This is a genomic window from Sorangium sp. So ce426 (assembly GCF_051475585.1).
GTDB classification, from domain to species: Bacteria; Myxococcota_A; Polyangia; order Polyangiales; family Polyangiaceae; genus Sorangium; species Sorangium cellulosum_B.
In genome coordinates this window covers 1,758,966-1,778,774 of the sequence record NZ_CP150341.1, presented here as the reverse complement: position 1 = coordinate 1,778,774, position 19,809 = coordinate 1,758,966, and the positions used below count along the sequence as shown (strand labels likewise).

At 71.2% G+C, this 19,809-nt stretch carries 13 protein-coding genes, 1 pseudogene and 1 riboswitch; of the genes and pseudogenes, 7 read left to right on the top strand and 7 right to left on the bottom strand.

All coding sequences use genetic code 11. From position 1 onward, the window contains the following. Positions 1-195 precede the first annotated feature (195 nt). Positions 196-336 (bottom strand): annotated as a pseudogene (locus tag WMF44_RS06710) (AraC family transcriptional regulator); the annotation flags it as partial. Positions 337-691: 355 nt separating this feature from the next. Then, a complete protein-coding gene (locus tag WMF44_RS06705) occupies positions 692-1,615 on the bottom strand; it encodes a gamma-glutamyltransferase (RefSeq protein ID WP_437298288.1) in 924 nt (307 codons plus the stop codon). Positions 1,616-2,155: 540 nt separating this feature from the next. Next, positions 2,156-2,270, top strand: a riboswitch (SAM riboswitch). Between the two features lie 36 nt (positions 2,271-2,306). Here WMF44_RS06705 and WMF44_RS06700 point away from each other — a divergent pair. Further along, positions 2,307-3,761 (top strand): aminotransferase class V-fold PLP-dependent enzyme, encoded by a 1,455-nt coding sequence (locus tag WMF44_RS06700; RefSeq protein ID WP_437298287.1) that lies wholly within the window; start codon positions 2,307-2,309, stop codon positions 3,759-3,761. A gap of 15 nt (positions 3,762-3,776) precedes the next feature. Here the strand turns inward: WMF44_RS06700 and WMF44_RS06695 are convergent, their stop codons facing one another. Continuing rightward, positions 3,777-4,796: a lipoyl protein ligase domain-containing protein gene (locus WMF44_RS06695; protein WP_437298286.1), complete on the bottom strand. Its 1,020-nt coding sequence runs from the start codon at positions 4,794-4,796 to the stop codon at positions 3,777-3,779. 144 nt (positions 4,797-4,940) lie between these two features. Here WMF44_RS06695 and WMF44_RS06690 point away from each other — a divergent pair, with 144 nt between their 5' ends. Both WMF44_RS06690 and WMF44_RS06685 read left to right on the top strand, forming a co-directional pair. After that, positions 4,941-6,770, top strand: coding sequence for a vWA domain-containing protein (locus WMF44_RS06690; RefSeq protein WP_437298285.1), 1,830 nt, complete (start codon positions 4,941-4,943; stop codon positions 6,768-6,770). A 166-nt stretch (positions 6,771-6,936) separates the two neighbouring features. After that, positions 6,937-7,890 (top strand): serine/threonine-protein kinase, encoded by a 954-nt coding sequence (locus WMF44_RS06685; RefSeq protein WP_437298284.1) that lies wholly within the window; start codon positions 6,937-6,939, stop codon positions 7,888-7,890. A 126-nt stretch (positions 7,891-8,016) separates the two neighbouring features. On the opposite strand, the gene WMF44_RS06680 is transcribed toward WMF44_RS06685, so the two are convergent. Continuing rightward, positions 8,017-8,928, bottom strand: a complete 912-nt coding sequence (locus tag WMF44_RS06680) for a LysR family transcriptional regulator (RefSeq protein WP_437298283.1) — start codon at positions 8,926-8,928, stop codon at positions 8,017-8,019. A 57-nt stretch (positions 8,929-8,985) separates the two neighbouring features. Here WMF44_RS06680 and WMF44_RS06675 point away from each other — a divergent pair, with 57 nt between their 5' ends. Beyond that, positions 8,986-9,993, top strand: a complete 1,008-nt coding sequence (locus tag WMF44_RS06675; RefSeq protein WP_437298282.1) for an aldo/keto reductase — start codon at positions 8,986-8,988, stop codon at positions 9,991-9,993. Between the two features lie 217 nt (positions 9,994-10,210). Next, a complete protein-coding gene (locus tag WMF44_RS06670; RefSeq protein ID WP_437298281.1) occupies positions 10,211-10,873 on the top strand; it encodes a glutathione S-transferase family protein in 663 nt (220 codons plus the stop codon). A 118-nt stretch (positions 10,874-10,991) separates the two neighbouring features. On the opposite strand, the gene WMF44_RS06665 is transcribed toward WMF44_RS06670, so the two are convergent. The 3 genes from WMF44_RS06665 to WMF44_RS06655 form a co-directional block, all read right to left on the bottom strand. Next, positions 10,992-11,336, bottom strand: a complete 345-nt coding sequence (locus WMF44_RS06665; protein ID WP_437298280.1) for a response regulator — start codon at positions 11,334-11,336, stop codon at positions 10,992-10,994. Positions 11,337-11,352: 16 nt separating this feature from the next. Continuing rightward, complete coding sequence (locus WMF44_RS06660; RefSeq protein WP_437298279.1) at positions 11,353-13,368, bottom strand: sensor histidine kinase; 2,016 nt, start codon at positions 13,366-13,368, stop codon at positions 11,353-11,355. A 190-nt stretch (positions 13,369-13,558) separates the two neighbouring features. After that, entirely contained in the window at positions 13,559-15,052 is a 1,494-nt protein-coding gene (locus WMF44_RS06655; RefSeq protein ID WP_437298278.1) for a hypothetical protein, read from the bottom strand. 327 nt (positions 15,053-15,379) lie between these two features. Here WMF44_RS06655 and WMF44_RS06650 point away from each other — a divergent pair, with 327 nt between their 5' ends. Then, positions 15,380-18,556, top strand: a complete 3,177-nt coding sequence (locus WMF44_RS06650) for a hypothetical protein (protein WP_437298277.1) — start codon at positions 15,380-15,382, stop codon at positions 18,554-18,556. A 522-nt stretch (positions 18,557-19,078) separates the two neighbouring features. Next, a complete protein-coding gene (locus WMF44_RS06645) occupies positions 19,079-19,807 on the top strand; it encodes a hypothetical protein (protein WP_437298276.1) in 729 nt (242 codons plus the stop codon). Positions 19,808-19,809: the final 2 nt, after the last annotated feature.

The window sequence follows — 19,809 nt, the reverse complement described above, 5'->3', positions numbered from 1 at the left end:
ACACGGAGGAGAGGACGAAGAAACGCTGCGTCCTCTCTATGGCTCAGATCCTGTGTGTTCGAATTCTTCCCCATCACGGCGCCAGAGATGAGCTTGGGAAACGCTCTCTTGAGCTCCACCCGACGGCCGTCAAGCGCCCGGGGAGCGCGCGCGAGGAAGACGGAAACAGCTCCGTTCGATCTCGCCCGGCGGTCCGGCCGCTCGCCCCATGCGCCAGCGGGTCAGGTACGCAAGCGGCGGCTCGCCCAGCTCGGGCGTGAACCGGCGGGCGAACGCCGCGCGCGACAGCCCCGCCTCCGGCGCCAGCGTCTCCACCGTCCAGGGGGCCGCCGGGTCGGCGTCAGGACCCCAAAGACGCCTGGAAGGCGTGAGCGCCGCCCGCGACCTGTGGATTGCAATGACGAGCTCCCGCAGTGGACTGCGGGTGGACGGAATCAGCGCTGGCGCTCGCTCGCGGGCCGCGATGCCGTTGCTGCTGAAGCATCACGGTTACTTACCGACTGCTGCCCCATCAACACCAGGATCGCGCGACGGGCCTCGCCCGACCGGATCGCGCGGACGTGGCACCTCGAGGACTGGTTCACCGCGCTGGCGCAGATGGCGCCTCACCCCCCGGCGCCCTGAGCGCCCCGCCTCCGCGGTGCTCGGGGCGGCCGTCGGGTCCGGGCCCCGAGGGGCGCGCGCGCCGCGCTCACCGCTCCTGCTCGACCATCGCGCTCCCGCCGTGGCGCCGGACCGGCTCGGCGACCGCGGTCACGGTTCCATCGCCGTTGAAGCGCAGGGCGGTGGCCGCGCCGATCTCACCTGCCATCGTGCCCGCGTCGGAGAGGACGTGGCCCAGGGACGCGAGCCCCTCGGCCTCCGGGGCGCTCAGGAACGCCGTCTCCGCGTCGGTGGCGCCGTCGCCCGAGTTGCGCTGCGACAGGCGCGGCGCCGCGAGCGCGCTGTCGATGGGGAGGCCCAGCTCGATATGGCCGACGAGGATCTGCAGCACCGTGGTGATGATGGTGGACCCGCCTGGCGAGCCGAGGAGATCCGAGAGCTCGATGACCCCCGCCCGGACGTCGAGCGCGCTCCCGGGCTCGACGGGAGGCGACTTCACCGCGGCGACGATCGCCTCGGCGACCCGCCCTTCGTAGAACGCCTTCTCTCCGCCCTCGGCGATGGGCCGGTAGGTGCCGGCCAGATCCGGGTTCTTGAAGATCGTGCCCACGGGCCACGGCGCGCCGTCGGGCCCCAGGAAGAGCGCTTTGCTGCTCGTGATCGCCTGGAATCGGGCGAGGTTGCGGCGGGTCTGGTCGAGGAAGGTCTGGTCGACGTCGAACCCCGCCTCGGCGACCTGGATGGCCCGCTTCAGCACGTCTCCGAGCCCGAGCGTCCCATGACGGCGGAGCGCCTCGCTCCAGCCCCGCACCGTGCCGGGCACGCCGACCGACAGGCCGCTCGTGACGAGCTCATTGAACGCGATCGGCGCCCCGTCTTCATAAAAGGACCTCGCCTCGAGCCGGGACGGCGCCGTCTCGCGGTGATCCAGGGCGATCACCTCTTGCTCGCCGGCCAGGTAGACGAGCATGAAGCCGCCGCCGCCGATACCGCAGGAGAACGGGTCGGTCACGCCGAGCACGCCCGCCGCGGCGACCGCGGCGTCGACGGCGTTCCCCCCCTCGCTTCAGGATCTCGATGGCGGCCAGCGTCCCGCGGAGATTGACCGTCGCCGCCGCCCCCCGCCGCCCTGTGGCCGTCGGCGCGATCTCCGGGAGCCGGGCGAACAGGTCGTCCCCGGCGCCGCCCTCGGTGGCGTCCGGCTCGGCGCCTGCGTCGCCCGGCGCGGAGCCGCCGTGGCCCACGGGAGCGAGCCTCTCGTCCGGTCTGCAGGCGCTGCAGGAGGCGCAAAGGAGGAAGAGAGCGAGAAGGAGTCCGGGTGTCTTCATGGGTTCTCTCGGGGTGCGCTGGAGGACGGACGGCTCACGGTCGCACCCCGCCTCGTGCGGCAGAGTCGGCCGTGAGGGCGCTGTCCAGGAGCCGCGATGTGCGGCGTCGCGTTGCCCCGGAGATCCACAATGCAACCACCGTACCGGCGTGCGCAGCCGAGCGGGCGGCTGTGAGGTCGAGCCGGTCCTTGCCACGAGGCGACCAACGCGGTAATGGTTCGGCAGGTCATGAGCGCCAGCGCGTAGCCCCGGCTCGCTGGCCGACAACCCTCCGATCCGCGGTGGGGTGTCCCGGGTGACGACCTGGCCGGCCGCATGTGCGGCGGGCAAGCGCGGACTCTGGTCGCCCGGAGTCCCCTGGACTCGTGAGGTGGTATGTCGATCGCTTCCTTCGTGGACTGGCGCCCTGACGCGGGCGCGCCGGCGCCGCCTGCCCTCGGCGCGCTCCCTTTGCCCGTCGTCGGGGCGGACCTCTCCGTGCCGCTCGTGACTGGCGAGCGGGTGAGCTACGTGAACCTCGATTACGCGGCGAGCGCCCCGTGCCTGCGCTCGGTGCTCGACGCGGTCGCGGCGGTGTTGCCCTGGTACAGCAGCGTGCACCGCGGGGCGGGGTTCGCGTCCACCGTGACGACGGAGCTCTATGCCGCCGCTCGCCAGGAGGTGGCGGACTTCGTGGGAGCGCGCGACGAGGACACGGTGGTGTTCACCAGGAACACCACCGACGCGCTCAACCTGCTCGCCGCGGCGCTGCCCGAGGACACGACGGTGGTGATGTTCGCCTCGGAGCACCACGCGAACCAGCTGCCGTGGCGGCGCGGTCGGTCCGTCGTCCTGCCGGTGCCCGCGAGCGCGGACGAGGCGATCGCGCGGGCCGACGGCGCGCTGCGCGGCGTGCTCTCACGCCATCGGCTGCTCGCCGTGACGGGGGCGAGCAACGTCACGGGCGAGCTGTGGCCGCTCCCGGAGCTCGCCGCGGTCGCCCATCACCACGGCGCGCGGCTCGCCGTGGACGCGGCCCAGCTCGCGCCGCACCGCGCGATCGCGCTCGCCGGGATCGGGGCTGATTATGTCGCGCTGTCCGGTCACAAGCTCTACGCCCCCTTCGGCGGCGGGGTGCTCGTCGGCCGCGGCGACTGGCTCGACGCCGCGCGCCCCTACCTCGCCGGCGGCGGCGCCGTCCGGCGCGTCACGCACGACGGTGTGGAATGGGCGAGCGGCGCGCCCCGCCACGAGGCCGGCACGCCCAACGTGGTCGGCGCTGTGTCGCTTGCGGCGGCGTGCCGCGCGCTCTCCGAGGTGGGCATGTCCGCCGTGGCGGCGCACGAGGCGAGCCTGCTCGACCGCGTGACGCGCGGCCTGTGCGCCGTGCCCGGGGTCGAGCGCCTCGCGATGTGGGGCCCGGAGAGCCCGCGGATCGGCGTCGTGACGTTCAATGTGCGGGGCCTCCATCCCGGCGCGGTCGCCGCGGCCCTGAGCGCCGAGCACGGCATCGGCGTGCGGGACGGGTCGTTCTGCGCGCACCCGCTCATGACGGCGCTCGCCGGGGATCGCGCGCCGGAGGCGAGCGGAAGCGCGGCGGTGCCCCTCGCGGTGCGGGCGAGCTTCGGCGTCGGCACCAGCGCCGCGGACATCGACAGGTTCCTCCTCGTGATCGCCGATCTCGTCGCCCGGGGTCCCCGCTGGCGTTATCGCCTCGACGGAGGGCGGCATGTCCCCGACCCGGATCCTCGCCCGCGCCCTGCGCTGGCGGGCCTCCTCGCCGGGGGCGCGGCCGGCGGGGCGCTCGGGCCCCTGGCGAGCCAGCTCGCGCCGTGCCAGGCGCTCCTCTGAGGCCTCCGAGGCGGATCAGCCCCCGGGCGCGCGGCCCAGGGCGAGCGCGCGCCGCGCGAGCGCGCGCAGGTCGGCGAGGGTCGCCCCCTCCAGCGGCGAGGCGTCGACGTCCTCGCCGCGCGCCGGCGCATCCCCCCGGCCGAGCGCGTCGAGGAGCCAGCGCGCCGTGAGCACGTCGCCGCCGAGCCACGCGCGCGCCGGCGAAACGAGCGGAACATGCGGGACGTTGGCGAGCGCCGCGGCCTCGATCCAGCCGATGGGCACGCGCGCCAGCGCCGCGGCGGAGGCGCCCGGCGGCACCGGGTCGTCGGGCGCGGTCACGGGCTGGAAGCGCTCGGCCGCGAGCTCGGGCGCCTCGCCGCCGTCGATCAGCGGGAGCGCGGCGCGGAGGGCGACCCCCTCGACGACGGCGCGCGCGAGCGCCTCGAGCGAGAGGCGCGCCGGGAGGACGTCGGAGAGCGCGGCCGGGGCCTTGCCCAGCCAGCGGTCGATGACGCGCTCGTCCGGCGCCGCGAGCTCCGGGGGGATCGCGGGCGGCGCGTCGAGGCCCGCGAAGACCTCGATGAGGAGCGCGCCGTCCGGCGTGGCGTCGAGGCCGAGCAGCGCGGCGGGGCGGTGCTGCAGCGAGATCCACTCGCGCCCGAAGTAATGCGCGGGCGCGCCGGCGCGGGAGAAGCCCTTGAGAAAGCCGCGCACGTTGCGGTTGAGGAGCGTCCGGGCCGTGGCGTCGGGCGCGAGCGAGGCGGCGTGCGGCAGCGCGAGGGTCCACACGACGCCGCGCCCGCCGAGGAACGCGGCGGTGCCCGTCGTGGCGCGCCGCAGGACCTTCGCGCCGCGCGCGGCGCAGGCCGAGAGGTCGACCACGCGCGCCGCGCGCTGGGCCGCGCCCAGCACCACGGCGGGGCCCTCGACGAGGCTGGCGGCGAGCCAGGGCGCCGCCTCTGCCGTGCGGGCGCGCGCGAGCAGCGCGGGGCCGAGCGCGAGCGCGTCCTCGAGAGGGCGATGAACCGGCGGGAGCGAGTGCATGACGGGCATCGAGGGAGTCTCCTTGGCGTGAAGCTCGGCGCGCGGCGATGCGGCGATGCGGCGATGCGGCGATGCGGCGATGCGGCGATCTGCCGGCCTGCGGAAGCCATCGACCCGTTGACGGCAGCCCGGGGCGGGGTGTGCCATGGTGCCATGTTCAACGCCCGCCCCGATCGACCATGGCTCCCCGCCGAGCCCTCGGAGCGACTGCTCCGGGTGGAGATCACGGTACCCCGGCCCGAGGGGAGCCAGGCCCGCAAGCCTGTCCACCTCTCGCTGGTGATTGACCGCTCCGGCTCCATGTCCGGCAAGAAGCTCCGGCTCGCGCTGGAAGCTGCTCGCCAGGCCATCCGCACCCTCCAGCCCGGCGACCGCTTCAGCGTGGTCACCTTCGACCACCAGGTCGAGGTGCCCATCCCCTCCACCGAGGCCACGCCCGGGGCGCGGCTCCGCGCCGAGGCCGCGCTCGACACGGTGACCGCGCGAGGCAACACCGACCTGGGCGGCGGCTGGCTCCGCGGCTGCGCCGAGGTGGGCGCGCACCTGCCCGAGGATGCCATCGGCCGCGTCCTCCTGCTCACCGACGGCCAGGCCAACCACGGGATCACCTCGCCCGACGAGCTGACTTCCCGCGCCCGCTCCGAGCGGCTGCGCCGGGTGACCACAAGCACCCTTGGCCTGGGTGAGGGCTTCAACGAGTTCCTCCTGGGCCGCCTCTCCGAGGAGGGCGGCGGCAACTTCTATTTCGCCGCGCGCGCCGACGAGCTCCCCGGCTTCGTCGGCCGGGAGATCGGCGAGGTGCTCTCCGTGGTCGCCCGCGACGCCGCGCTCGTGATCCGCGCGCCCGAGGGCGTCGAGGTGGAGTCGCTCAATGACTACCCTTGCACCCGCGACGGCGGGACTTGTTCCTTCTCGCTCGGCTCGCTCCCGGGCGGGATGGTGCTGGCCCCGATGTTCCGGCTGCGCTTCCCCGCCGGCGCGATCGCCGAGACGCTCGTGGTCGACGTCGCGCTCGCGGACCGGGACGGCGCGCTGTCGAAGGAGCCCTGGACGCTGTCATGGCCTCGGGTCGCGGAGGAGCAGGCGCGCGCCCAGCCGGCGGATCCGGAGGTGCTCCGGGCCGCGGCTGCGCTCGACGCCGCCCGCGCTCGCCGGGTGGCCCTGGGGCTCAACGACGGTCGCCAGTGGCAGGAAGCCGCGTCCACGCTGGCCGACGCGGCCAGCCGGCTACGAAGCTATGCCGGCGGGGATCCCGAGATCCAGGCCGAGGCGGACCGGCTCGACGCCGAGCGGGACGCCTATTCCAGGCCGATGTCCTCCCTGAGCAAGAAGGGCCATTATTACGACGCGATGATGGCCATGAAGATGGGCGGCCGCGTCCGGCCCGGCCCTCGGGTCCTCGGCGTCCCCACGGCTGCCCGGCTGGCCCCGCTGCTCCGGACGGCATCCCAGGCGCTCGGCGGTGTGAAGGGCGCGCCGGCCTTCGACGTGGACGAGTCGCTCGAGGGGTCCCCGATCCCTGCCGATCCGCTCTCGCAGCGCGACGAGGACGAGCTGGTCGCCGACGCGGACTCGCTGGACCCCGGCGCCCTCAAGGTGGTCTTCGTGGAGCAGCCCCTGCCGGACCGCTGGTTCTCGCACTGGCATCCGGGACACCGGACGGCGGTGATCTCGCTGGCCGGCCTGGATCAGCTCATCTCCTTGCCAGCCGCGTCCTTCGTGGCCTACGAGCTACTCCTCTACGGGCTGCACGCCCTCTCCGCCGATTATGAGCCCGCGAAGCTGTTGCACGCCGAGACCCTCGCCTGCCTCTTCGACCTCTGCCAGCAGAAGGCCGACGTGGCTATCAAGCTCCAGGCCGGTCACATCTGCGCCGGGTGCCTCGGAAAGCTCTCCACCGTCGGCCTGGATCGCGACCTCGTGACCCAGCTATGGCGAGCGGTCCAGGCGCTCGCTCAGCCGGGGACGTCCACGGGGCGCTGACCTCCAGCACCTGCTCGTCCTGTCCGCCGCAAGACGGTCGCCCGCGGTCGCCAGGGTGAGCGCAGTCCTCGCCCCGAGGAACGCGGCCGGGGCCCTGCAAGAGGGGCGCGGACGAGCCCCTGCGGGACGAGGCCCGGCGGGCAGCCGCCGGTGGTAACATCTCCCCATGGCGACCGAAGAGGAGCTGGCGGAGCAGCGCGTCGGCACGTGGATCGGCCCCTGGGCGGTGGAGAGCGTCCTCGGGGTCGGCGGCATGGCGAGCGTCTTCTTTTGCCGCCGGGCTGACGGGTGCGTGGCGGCGCTCAAGGTCCTGCACGCCGAGCTCGCCGAGATCGAGGCGGTGCGAAAGCGGTTCTTGCGCGAGGGGCCGATCGGGAGCGCGCTGGCCGCCGTGGCGCCGCTCTGCGACGGGCTCCCCCAGGTGCTGGAGTCCGGGGCCACGGACGACGGCCTTGTCTACATGGCCATGGAGGTGCTCGAGGGAGAGACCGTGTTCGACCGCATGGCGCGGCACGGGACGCTCCCTGTCGGCCAGGTGCTCGCGCTCGGCGAGCGGGTCCTCGACGTGCTGATCGTGGCGCACGAGCACGGCGTCGTTCACCGCGATCTCAAGCCCGAGAACCTCCACATCGGCAACGACGGGCGCGTGCGGGTGCTCGATTTCGGCCTCGCGCGCGTCCTCGACCCGCTGCTCGAGGACGTCGCCGGGGTGCCGGAGATGACGAAGACCGCGACGGGCGTGTCGATCGGCACCGACGATTACATGGCGCCCGAGCAGGCCCTGGGCCTCATCCGCGAGATCGACGGCCGGACGGACCTCTTCGGCCTGGGAGCGACGATGTTCCGGCTGCTCGCGGGCCGCACGATCCACGGCAACCTCGAGGACGCGCGCCTGCTCATCGCGGTCGCCACGGAGAAGGCGCCGCCCCTCGCGATGCACGCCCCCACGGCGCCGCCCGGCCTGTGCGCCGTGGTCGACCGCGCCCTCGCCTTCCTCAAGCAGGAGCGTTATCCCGACGCGAGGACGATGCGCGCCGATCTCGCCGCCGTGCGCGCCGGCCGCGAGCCGCCTTATGCGACGGCCGCGGCGCGGCAGCCGCGCGGGGCGACGGGCGCGTAGGGACCAGGGGCAGACAGCGCTCCAGGTGGAGCCAGAAGGCGGGAAGGCCGGAAGAACGATCGATGATCTTCGTGCCTCGATGGAACTCTCTCCGGGCCGATGAGCGCTGACGGGCCGGCAGGCAGGTCATCTCTTGCTCAGCGGCCGCGCGATCTGGACGATCTTCTCCCGCGCGAACTTGCACGCCTCGTCGTCGTCCGTGGCGGCGGGCCACAGCAGCTCCATGTACCCGGGCTGGACCTCGAACGGCAGGGGCTTGGTCCGGAGGTGCGGCCTGACGGCGCGGATGTCGTCGGCGACGATCTCGGGCACGGTCGCCAGCATCGCTGTGCCGTCGATCAGCGCGCCCAGGTTGGAGAAGGTCGCGACGGAGCACCGGATCCTCCGCGTCTTGCCGAGCAGGTCCTCCACGAAGCCGCGCAGGTCCCCGTTGTACGAGACGATGACGTGATCGTGCGCGAAGTACTCGGCCTCGGTCAGCTTGCGCAGGCGCGCGTGGCGCGGGTCGTACAGGCAGGTGAAGCCGGTCCTCAAGAGCCGCTGCCGGCGGACGTTCGAAGGTAGATCGTCGGCGACCGTGATCGCCGCGTCGACGCCGCCCGCGAGCGCCGCGCCCACGGTGCGGAACTGAACGGGCACGGCGACGACGCGCATGCGCGGCGCCTCGCGCTCGAGCGCGCGCAAGAGCGGCGGGAGCAGCCACACCTCGGCCGTGTCGGAGAGCCCGAGGCGGAGGGTGCGCTCGCACGTCTTCGGGTCGAAGGTCGGCGGCGCCAGCGCGGCGTCGATCAGGGCGCCGAGGTGCGGCTTCAGCGACGCGCGCAGCCGTTCGCCCCGGCTCGTCAGCGCGACCCCGCGCCCGCTCCGTACGAAGAGCGGCGCGCCGATCGTCGCGGTCAGGCGCCGGAGCGCGGCGCTCACCGCCGGCTGCGTCAGGTACAGCCGGCTCGCCGCCTCCGTGACGCTGCCCGCCTCGGCGACGACGGCGAAGACGCGGAGCAGGTTCAGATCGAGGTTTATTCCATAAACGTCAGGCATGTCGAGAATAGAACCTATTCATTGGAGCAATGAAACGCGAGCGCCTAGAGTGACGGCATGACGACGACGAACACCACCAAGCTCGGCAAGACTGGCCCCTCCATCTTCCCCCTCGCCCTCGGCTGCATGAGCATGGGCGGGGGCAGCTGGTACGGCGAGAGCGACGAGGCGGAGAGCATCGCGACCATCCACGCGGCGCTCGATCGGGGCGTGAACCTCCTCGACACCGGCGACTTCTACGGCATGGGCAAGAACGAGATGCTCATCGGCCGGGCCATCAAGGACCGGCGCGACAAGGCCGTGCTCAGCGTGAAGTACGGCGGCCTGCGCGCGCCCGACGGCACCTTCCTCGGCTTCGACGCTCGTCCGATCGCGACGAAGAGCTTCCTCGCCCATAGCCTGTCGCGCCTCGGCGTCGACTACATCGACGTCTACCGGCCCGCGCGCCTGGACCCGGCGGTCCCGATCGAGGAAACGATCGGCGCCATCGCCGACATGGTGAAGGCGGGTTATGTCCGCCACATCGCCCTCTCCGAGGTGGGCGCGGAGACGATCCGCCGCGCCGCGAAGGTGCACCCGATCGTGGACCTCCAGATCGAGTACGCGCTCGTGAGCCGCGGCCCCGAGGCGACGATCTTCCCCGCGCTCGCCGAGCTCGGCGTCGCGGTCACCGCGTACGGCGTGCTCTCGCGCGGCCTGCTGGCCGGGAGCAAGCCGGCCGGCGCGGGCGACCTGCGGGCCCACATGCCGCGCTTCTCGGGCGAGAACGCTCGAAAGAACCAGGCGCTCGTCGACGCCTTCGTTCGCCTCGCGGAGAGGCGCGGCGTCACCCCCGTGCAGCTCGCCGTCGCCTGGGTCCGCGCCAAGGGCGCCGCGCAGGGCGTCACGGTGATCCCGACGATGGGCGCGCGCACGCGGAAGCAGCTCGACGATGCCCTCGCCGGCCTCGAGATCGCGCTGGCGCCCTCCGACCTCGCCGAGCTCGAGGCCGCCGTCCCCGCGGAGGCGATCGCCGGCACCCGCTACCCCGCGCCCATGATGGCGATGCTCGACAGCGAGAGGTGACCTCAGGGCGGCCTCATCGTCGATGCATGGATGAATCGATCGGGTTGAGCGGAGAGGAAGAAGGAAGGATTCACAGGGAGGCGGGGAGGCGGGGAGGCGGGGAGGCGAGAGTTGGGGATTCTAGTTCTCTCCCCTCCCCGTCTCCCGCTGTACGCTCTTGCTCTGCTTCACGTGCTGTGATTTCCTGTGGCTGAGCCACGCACGAGAAACGAGATCCATGAAGCTGTACTTCAGCCGAAACTTGAATCCACGGGTCGCCGTCGCCGTGGCGCGCCACCTCGATGCACCCGTGGACTACGTCCACGCGGCTCCTCTCGACCCGTCACAGCAGGAGAAGTTTCGAGCGCTGAATCCGAACCTGCGCGTGCCCATCCTGGTCGAGGGGGACGAGTCGCTCTGGGAAACGGACGCGATCGCGTGCCGCCTTTCGCAGCTCACGGGCTCGGACTTCTGGCGCACGGGCGCCGCGCAACCGGAGATGATCCGCTGGTTGAGCTGGGGCACGCACAACTTCGTCGCCGCGTGCGACAAGGTCCATTTCGAGCGGGTGACGAAGCAGCGCTACGGGCTCGGTCCCATCCGCGACGACCTCGTGGCGGAGGGGCTCTCGGGGTTCGCCGAGGCGGCGACGCTGCTCGAACAGGTCCTGAGCGGCAGGGACTGGCTCGTCGGGAGCGCGGTCTCGTATGCGGACTTTCGGATGGCATCGGTGCTTCCGTTCGCGGATCTCGCCGGCCTGCCGCTCTCGGACTACCCGCGCGTCGCGGCCTGGCACGCGCGCCTGTGGCAGCTCGACGCCTGGCGCGATCCGTTCGCGGGGCTCGATGCCCCCGAGCTCCCGCAGGTTTCGCGCTTCGATGCCACCGGTCGGCGAGGGTGAACGGGTCAGCCGTAGGCGACCCGCCATGGCCATGGGCGCGACCCCCCGCCGCTCTCGCCGGGGTCGACGCCGTCGCTGGAGGATGTCTCGAGCGCCGAACGAGCTCCCCGACGCGAGCTCATCGTGTCTGCGCGACCACGGCGAGAAGGGCGTCGAGATCGATCGGCTTCTTGAGCAGCGCGCACACGTCCAGGGTGGCTGCCTTGGCTTCCAGAGCGTCGACGCCCGACAGGATCGCCACCGGGATGTCCGCCAGCGCGGGCTCCCGTCGCTTGAGCGCGAGGAACTCCCAGCCGTTGATCTCCGGCATCATGAGGTCGAGCAGGATGATGCCCGGCCGGAGGCCGCGGCGGAGCAGATCCAGCGCCACCGCGCCATTTTCCGCGCAGACGACCTCGTAGCCGCATGCCTGCAAGAGCTCCTCCACGACGGCGCGAAAACCGCTGTCGTCGTCGACGATCAAGACACCGTCGTGATGATCATCCCGCGGGCTCATCGGGACCTCCGGCCGGCGGAGACACCTCGGTCGGCAGAGCGTCGCGCCGCCGGCGCAGGGGCAGCTCCACGATGAAGGCAGCCCCCGCGCCGAGCTCGCTCTCGACCCGGATCGAGCCACCATGGCCGTCCACGATCTGGCGGCTGATGTACAGCCCCAGGCCGAGGCCGCCGTAGTGCTGCGCCGAGACGCCTCGCTCGAAGCGTTCGAAGATGTACGGCGCGCAGCTCGCATCGATCCCGATGCCGCGATCGGCGACGACCAGCCTGGCCACCTCGCCCTCGGCCGCGACGCTGATCTCGATCGGCTCGCCCCTCCCGTACTTGATGGCGTTCAACACCAGGTTCGTCACCACCTGCTCCAGACGGGCCCTGTCCCACGTGCCCACCACGGGAGCGTCTGCCCGCCAGCGCACTGTACTTCCTGCCTGCTTCAGCTCCACGTCGAAGTGCTCCACGACCTCTTCCGAAAGCGCCCGGAGATCGACGTCTCCCAGCCTCAGATCGAGCTTGCCTGCCTGGATCCGGGCCACGTCGAGCAGATCTTCGATGAGCCTGACGAGCCGCTGGCACTGCCGCTCGGCCATCCTGGCCAGCTTCGTCGCGCCGGCGGGGAGCGTCGTCGCCTCGCGCATCAAGCCTTGCACGGCGAGCTTCAGGCCCGCGATGGGGGTGTAGAGCTCATGGGAGGCGATCGACAGGAAGTCGTCGCGCATCCGCACCGCGGCTTCGGCGGCGGTCCGAGCCCTCTGCTCGTGCTCCAGGACCAGGGCGCGCTCCGCCTCGATCTTCTTCCGCTCCGTGATGTCCGTGGAGATGCCGCCCACCGCGTACGGGACACCGGCGGCGTCGCGCAGAGGGAACTTGATGGTGAGGTAGGTGTGCACGCCGTCGTCCTCGGGCATCACCTCCTCGTCTTTCAGCGCCGTCCCGGCGAGGAGCGCCCGCCGGTCGAAAGCGCGGAGCGCCGCGGCGTGCTCCCGGGAGAACACGTCATCGTCGCTCTTGCCCACGATGGCCTCGCGCGCGACGCCGAACAGCTCCTCGAAGCGGCGGTTGACGAGGAGGTAGCGCCCCTCGATGTCCTTGACGGCGACGATGGCCGTCGAGCTGTCGATGATGGCGCGCAGGAGCTCCTGGCTCGTGCGCAGCGCCTCCTCCGCGCACCTGCACTCCTCCGCGACCTTCCGCAGCGCCGCCTCCGTCCGCTCGTGGTCGGCGATCTTCTGCCTGAGCTGGGCGTTGACGTGGCGCAGGTCCGCGGTGCGCTCGGCGACCTGCTGCTCCAGCCGCTCTTTTGCCCGGGCCTCTTCTGCCAGGCGAGCATCGAGGGCGAAGATGGATTTCAAGTCCATCTCGATCACGTCGCGGCACTGCTCCATGAGCGCCTGATAGGCCTTGCTGTAATGGTTCGCGCGGTCATCCAGCACGCAGATGGTTCCGAAGATATCCCCCGTGGGCCAGGAGATCGGGAAACCGAGATAGGATATCAACCCGAGCTCGATGTCCGGATTCGACCTCCACTGCTCGTCTTTCAGGGCGTCCGGGATCAGCAGCGGCGTTCGGCTCTTCATCACGCTCTCGCAGTAGAGCCCGGTGCCGAGGCGCGCTCGTTCGTTGGCCGCGAAGGGGTTCCCCTTCGACTCGCTGGAGACGCAGACGACGATCTCCGGCGGCTCGATTCTCATGATCAGAGCGGCCGGGACGCGCAGGATCTCCGCGAGGAGATCGGTCATCTCCTGCCACTTGCGAGCGATGTCCGTCGGGATGTCGATAGCGACCGTGCTCGGCTGGGCTCTTCGGCCGCTCCCCGGCGGAGGGCTCTTCGTCCCGAGATCGCCCGTACGTTGCTCCGGCGGGCAGCCCGAGGCGGCCTTGCGCGGCCCGAGGCCCGCGCGCTCAGCGGGCTCCGAGCGCGCGGGCTCGCCCGGCCCCAGGCGACGGGCATGGTCGACAACGAGCGCGCCTGGCTCCGTGTGATCGTCGGGTCCTGTACGCATGCTCCCCCACGATGATGAATCGTGCGAAGGACCATCGGGTTGTCAAGCAATCCACGATCACGTTGACCGCCCCCCAGCGATCCAGCAGGCAACGTGCGCGCCCCGGACCTGGTGACGTCGCGCCGGCCGGCCCGTCGCCGCTCGGGCGAGCGCGGCCCGACGTGGAGCTCCCGTCGTGCCGCGCCTCCGCTCAGGCGGAAGGCACGACGGTGATCTCTCCGGTCGTGTACAGCGCGGAGGTATCCCAGGCGAGCCCGGGGGCGAGCGGCAGGGCGATGTGCACGTCAGCGAAGGCCCCTGTCAGCTCTCCGCTCCAGCCGAGCAGGGCGACGGTGTCCCCGGCCTGGAACGGCGCCGTGTCGCCTGCCGGGACCACCTCCAGCACGCCATCGAGGCTCACGTCCCCGTCCACGACCAGGAGCGGCGCGGCGCCCGGGCCCGCGACGGTGGCGCTCAGCGTGGCGCTCGGGCCCTGGCTGTAATCGCCGGCCACGTCCGTCGAGGCGTAGACATCTCCCACGGACAGCGCGCCGGCCTGCGTATTGGCGAGATCGCCGACGAAGCTGCCAGTGCTCAGGCGGCCTCCGGCGAAGTCGAAGTCGCGCGCCTGGATCTCGATCGCGCCCGCGGCGAGCACCCCGCGCGTGAGGCGCACGATGGGCTCCGGGCCAGGCGCTGCGCCTTCGACCAGCGGCGTGATCCGGAGGAGGCCGCCGATGCTGACCTCGCCTCGCCCGTCGACGAGGAGCGACGGGGAAATCGAGAAGGTCGCGTAGATCGTCACATCGCCGCTGTTGCGCCATGACGCGTAGGGCTCGTTCACCCGGACGAACCCGTGGCCGTACGTGGAGCGGATCTCCGTGTCTTCCGTCACGAGGGTTCCATAAGCGCCGACCGTGAGCTCGCCATGGCCGGCGGCCCCGACGCGCAGCAGCCCCTCGTTGGTCCAGGTGGCGTCCCAGCCCCTCACGATCGCCGAGCTCGCGAAGTAGCTGGGCTCGCCGGGATAGGTCTCGATCTGCGCGTTCGCGGTGAAGACCTGGGCCCCCTGCTCGATGCGCAGCCTCGCGCCGCCGTTCGCGCCCACGACGAACTCGCCCGTGTTGACCCACCTCGTCGCGGAGCCCGTGACGGTCACGTCGCCCTGGCAGATCGGGCACGTCGCGATGAATACGTTGTTCGAGAAGAAGCTCCCTCCCTGCTTGATCTCGAGGACGCTGAGCTCCTCCGAGCGGCCGATGTACGCGTTCGTGTGGCTCGTCAGGGAGGCGTCGTACCCCTCGACGAGCACGTATCCCATGGCCGCGTAGCCGCGCACGCCGAGCACGAGGTCGTCGGTGGTCACCTGGGCGCCCCGCCGCACGAGGAGCGAGCCGGACGCCCCGGCGCGAAGCCCGAGCGCGAGCTGCCCATCATTGATCCATCGCGAGCCGTATCCGATGACCTGGACCCTGCCGCTGGAGTAGGCGACCGCCGCCACCGAGGCGCCGGCGCTGATCAACGTCCCCTGGTGGCTGACGATCACCTCTCCCATCGGCTCCTCCGCGTCGAGCGCGCTGCCGACCACCAGCGCATTCGCCCCGAGATCCCACGGGTCGCCCGGGTCAGCGACAGCGGGCGTCACATTCCCCGAGACGGACACGCTGGCATAGGCCGGCCCGGCCGCGCCCATCGAAGCTGCCACGAGCAATACCGAGAAAGCGGTTCGAGCTTGTTGGTTCATGTGCCGTGCCTCCGCATGAAAAATTCGCGCTTCACTGGACTACTCCTCGCCACCAACGCGCCCGCGAAACGGAAATTTCGTTAATCATGTTACACATTTACGCATCAGACACGTCATTGCCCGTCCTGATCCGCTTGCAGGGGATCAGGTCATCGTTTTCGAGGTGCGAAGGCAGGTTTTGAGGTGAAAGAGTACACAGGATCATTCAAAAGAAAATCGTCCAGTGGCTCCTCGCTTATTTGGAGGCCTGATGAATATGCGGCTCATGTCGAGCAACGAAGCGTTGCCATGGCCGAACACATTGCGCGTCGTGGTTGGAGCCTCAAGGGTTGCCGGCGGGCAGCATCCGCACTGACCATCACGGCCCTGGTTGGCCTCACCGCGTGCGAGCCCATCGCGCGCGGCGGAGGTAACGGCGGCGCAGGAGGCACAGGCGGCAGCGGCGGCACTCCGGGGGCGAGCAGCAGCAGCGCCACAGAGGGTGCCGGCGGATCGAACGACGGCGGCGCGCCTGGCACCGGCGGCGCATCTGGCACTGGCGGAGAAGGCGGCGCGCCTTGCACCGGCGGCGATGGCGGCGCGCCTGGCACCGGCGGCGGCAGCAGCTCGACCGGTGGTGGCGGCGGCTCGCCGGGCACATGTGTGCCGGGCTCGGTCGTCGCCTGCTACACAGGTCCTGCTGGGACGAAGGGCGTCGGGCGCTGCGCTTCCGGGACGCAGACCTGCCGCCCCGACGGCTTCGGCTACGGCGCGTGCGCAGGCGAGGTGACACCCGATCGAGAGCGCTGCGCCACGCCGGCGGACGAGAGCTGCGACGGCGAGCCCCGCTGCGCTCAGCCGCCGGCCTGGGCGCTGGGCTTCGGCGGCCCTGGCGTCGACGAGGGCTTCTCCGTCGCGAGCGACGCATCGGGCAACACCTACGTCTCGGGCACCTTCCGAGGAACCGTCGACTTCGGCACCGGCCCCGTGACCAGCGCCGGAGAGGGGGACATCCTCTTTATCAAGCTCGATCCCTCGGGCGCGGTGCTCTGGAGCAAGCGCATCGGGACCGAGCTGAACGAGCGGGGGGGCGCCGTGACCGTCGACGAGAACGGAAACGTCTTCCTCACCGGCGTGTACATGGACTCGTACGGGATGCCGAGCATCGATCTGGGCGGGTGTCCCCTCCCCCTCCAAGACATCGCCCCGTTGGTATCCTTCTTCGTGGCCCAATTCGATCCCGACGGCAATCACATCTGGAGCAATGGTCCCTACGCTGCTCCGGTGGTGCACTCCGTCGAGCAGATCGCCGTCGATGCTCACGGCGATATGTATGTCGTGTACCTCCAGTGGGAGCAGGCCCAGCTCATCAAGATCGACGCCGCGAGCAAGGCCACCCTCTGGTGGGAGACGTTGCCAGGATACTATGCTCGCGGCGCGGGGCTCGCGCTCGACAGCGCCGGCAACGTCGTGGCGGTGGTGACCCACGGCTTGAGCTTCGAGGGCATTCCAACCAGGTTCGTGGTCTCCAAATACTCTCCGACCGGCGATCCCCTCTGGGTGCAAAATTTCATATCCAGCGACCCTGTGTTTGGCGGCGGCGTGACGGCGCACGCCGTGGCGATCGATGCGGCGGACGAGATCCTCGTGACGGGCACGACGGATGGATCCATCGACTTCGGCAGCGGGCCCCTCCCCGCCGGCTCCGTCCTCCTCAAGCTGGATGCCGCGGGCGAACCCCTCTTCAGCCGCTCGGTCCGCTTCGGCGACAGGATCGCGCTGGATCCCGCGGGCGACATCGTCATCGCCGGACGCGGCCTCGCGAAGCTCGACGCGAGCGGGACGGAGCTCTGGTCGATCGACTTCGACGCAGATGCGCGGGATATCTCCTTGTCCCCGAACGGCGCGATCGCCGTCACCGGTCTCGCGGGTGGCCCCGTGGACTTCGGGACCAGCCCGATTCCCTATGTAGGGTCCAACGACGCCTACGTCGTCGTCTTCAACCCGCCGGCGAGCGGCGGCGACGATGACGGCGGCGGCGGCGGAGCAGCATCGAGCGGTGACGGCGGCGGCTCGACCGGCGGCGACGCGCCGGCGACGTGCGCGCCGGGCTCGGTCGTCGCATGTTACACCGGCCCCGCCGGGACCCGGGGCGTCGGGCGCTGCGCTCCTGGAACGCAGACATGCCTCCCCGATGGTGCCGGGTATGGGCCCTGCATCGGCGAGGTGACGCCCGCCGCAGAGGTCTGCGTGACACCGGAGGACGAGAGCTGCGACGGCGAGCCCCACTGCCCTCCGCAGCCACCATGGTCGCGGGGATATGGCGGCGCCGGCGCCGACGTGGGCTGGTCCATCGGGAGCGACGCCGCAGGCAACACCTACGTCATCGGCACCTTCGAAGGTACCGTCGACTTCGGCGCCGGCCCGCTGACCAGCGCAGGCGAGACGGACGTGTTCCTCCTCAAGCTCGATCCCGCCGGCGCGTTGCTCTGGAGCAAGCGCTTCGGCAGCGACCTGGCGGAGACCGGCCGCGCCCTCGCCGTCGATGGAAGCGGCAATGTGTTGCTAGCCGGCAACTACAGGCAAGGGATGTCGGCCGTGAGCTTCGGCGGCTGCGCGCTCCAGGCGTCGGGCTGGGAAGAGGCGATCTTCGTCGCCAAGCTCGACCCCGAGGGGAATCACATCTGGAGCCAGAGAGCCGTCGCGTCGGACTGGTTCGGTTACAAGCTCTTCGGGCGGCTCGCCGTCGACGCCCTCGGGAGTGCCTATGTGGCGTTTGCCCCGCTCTTGGCCCCGTCGACCCCCTCCCTGGCGAAGCTGGATCCCGCAGGAAACATCCTCTGGACTCAACCGCTCGCGACGGCGATCCCGTCCCACAACGACGACCAGCACCAGAGCGACGACGTTCTTCTCGCGGTCGACAGCGCTGGCGATGTCATCACGACGAGCGCGTCCATCTCCGGTCAGCCGTCCTGCCCCTGCCCTCACGGGTTCACCGTCCAGAAGCGCACCCCGGCCGGCGGCGTGGTCTGGAGCCGCCAGTTCGGTCCCTCGGATCCCTCCGAGGCGGAGCTCGGAGCGTCGGCCCTCGCGCTGGCGATCACCGCCGAAGACGAGATCCTCCTGACGGCCTACACCGACGGGACCGTCGACGTCGGCGGCGGCGTGCTCCCCGAGGGCCCGGTGCTCGTCAAGCTGGACGCCGCGGGCGAGCATGTCTTCAGCCGCTCGATCCCGTTCGGCCATGCGATCGCCCTGGATGGCTCCGGCGGCATCGTCATCGCCGGCGACGGGCTCTCCAGACTCGACGCGGCCGGGACGGCGCTCTGGACGAGCAGCTTCGACGCGCACGCGAACGACATCGCCGTCTCTCCGAACGGCACGATCGCCATCACCGGCGCTGCCGAGGGACCGACGGACTTCGGGACCGGGCCGATCCCCCACGCGGCCGGCGCCGATGTCTTCGTCGCCACGATGAGCCCCTGAGCGCCCCGGCGGCGGCGCCGGCGCGTCCGCCGCGCCCCGTCACCTCGACGGGCGTCGCGTCACGTCATGCGCCCGAGATCGAGGCGGCGACGACCAGGCGGCCCAACTGTAGCGCAATCGCTCACACCGGCGCGCAGGCGGAGCCGCCTGACGCCTGTAAGACGCCACGCAGCTCCGCGGCGCGCAGCGCGAGCTCGGGTCGCCCTGCGCCGAGCTGCCCTCCCAGGTGCGCAGATTGCGTCTTCCACTGGCCGCAGATCCCTGTAGGATTATTCCTGTGCGGACAGTTCGGGGGCATGGCCGCAGTGGACGGGCACGCTGGGATTGGAGCAGACCAGCTACGACGGCGGCAGCCGGGCTGCCCTCCGGTGGGCCCGACAACAGAGAGGTTCGCTCCTCTTGCAAACCCTGCGTTCGAAGGTTGTGTAACGAACCCAACAACGAGGAATGAGCGTGATGTCTGCGAGACTGCTGCATGGACCTCTCCCCTCGGCGTCACGCCGATGGGGGCGAGTCTTTCTGATGGCCAATACCGTTGCTTTTTCGTTCCTTGGTTGCGTTTACGACAGCGAAAAGCCCTGTGGACCTGGCCAGACCCTCAGGGCCGAGTCGGAGTACTTTGAGGTCTGCGTCTGCGCCGAGGGTCATGCTGCGACGGCGGCGGGCTGCGTGCGCTGCGGCGAGAACGAAGAGGTCGGGCCGAGCGGCTGCCTCTGCAAAGCCGGATATGGCCGCGCTGACGCCGCGGTGTCCTGCTCGGCGTGTGGCGAGAACGAGGTGACCGGAGCCACAGGGGCGTGCGAATGCGCGCCCGGGTTCAGCAGGGCGTCCGCCGAGGCGCCATGCACCGCGACCCCGGCCGGCCTGGCTGCGGCGTGCGACACCGCGACGACCCCTTGCCCCGAAGCCGCGTACAGCTACTGTCACGCCGCCTCGGGGACCAGCGGCTACTGCACCAGCCAGGGATGCGAGGGCCCCGCCGACTGCGCCGTTGGATACATGTGCGACCTCACGGTCGCCCCATCCTACTGTCGCCGACCGCCGATCGGCGCGGGGAAGCCCTGCGCCGGCGACGCGGATTGCGCGGGGACCGAGGCCACGTACTGCAATGTCCAGCTGACGCAGAAGTGTCAGGTTCAAGGCTGCACGCTCTCGCCGAACAATTGCTTCACCGGCACCGTGTGCTGCGACCTTACCGCCTATGGAGTCGAGCAATACCAGTGCGTCGCGGAAGGGAGCTGCCCCAATTGAAG

Coding starts and splice junctions, on each gene's coding strand:
- WMF44_RS06700 (WP_437298287.1), top strand. CDS start 2,307: ATGTCGATCGCTTCCTTCGTGGACTGGCGCCCTGACGCGGGCGCGCCG.
- WMF44_RS06695 (WP_437298286.1), bottom strand. CDS start 4,796: ATGCCCGTCATGCACTCGCTCCCGCCGGTTCATCGCCCTCTCGAGGAC.
- WMF44_RS06690 (WP_437298285.1), top strand. CDS start 4,941: ATGTTCAACGCCCGCCCCGATCGACCATGGCTCCCCGCCGAGCCCTCG.
- WMF44_RS06685 (WP_437298284.1), top strand. CDS start 6,937: ATGGCGACCGAAGAGGAGCTGGCGGAGCAGCGCGTCGGCACGTGGATC.
- WMF44_RS06680 (WP_437298283.1), bottom strand. CDS start 8,928: ATGCCTGACGTTTATGGAATAAACCTCGATCTGAACCTGCTCCGCGTC.
- WMF44_RS06675 (WP_437298282.1), top strand. CDS start 8,986: ATGACGACGACGAACACCACCAAGCTCGGCAAGACTGGCCCCTCCATC.
- WMF44_RS06670 (WP_437298281.1), top strand. CDS start 10,211: ATGAAGCTGTACTTCAGCCGAAACTTGAATCCACGGGTCGCCGTCGCC.
- WMF44_RS06660 (WP_437298279.1), bottom strand. CDS start 13,368: ATGCGTACAGGACCCGACGATCACACGGAGCCAGGCGCGCTCGTTGTC.
- WMF44_RS06650 (WP_437298277.1), top strand. CDS start 15,380: ATGGCCGAACACATTGCGCGTCGTGGTTGGAGCCTCAAGGGTTGCCGG.
- WMF44_RS06645 (WP_437298276.1), top strand. CDS start 19,079: ATGGCCAATACCGTTGCTTTTTCGTTCCTTGGTTGCGTTTACGACAGC.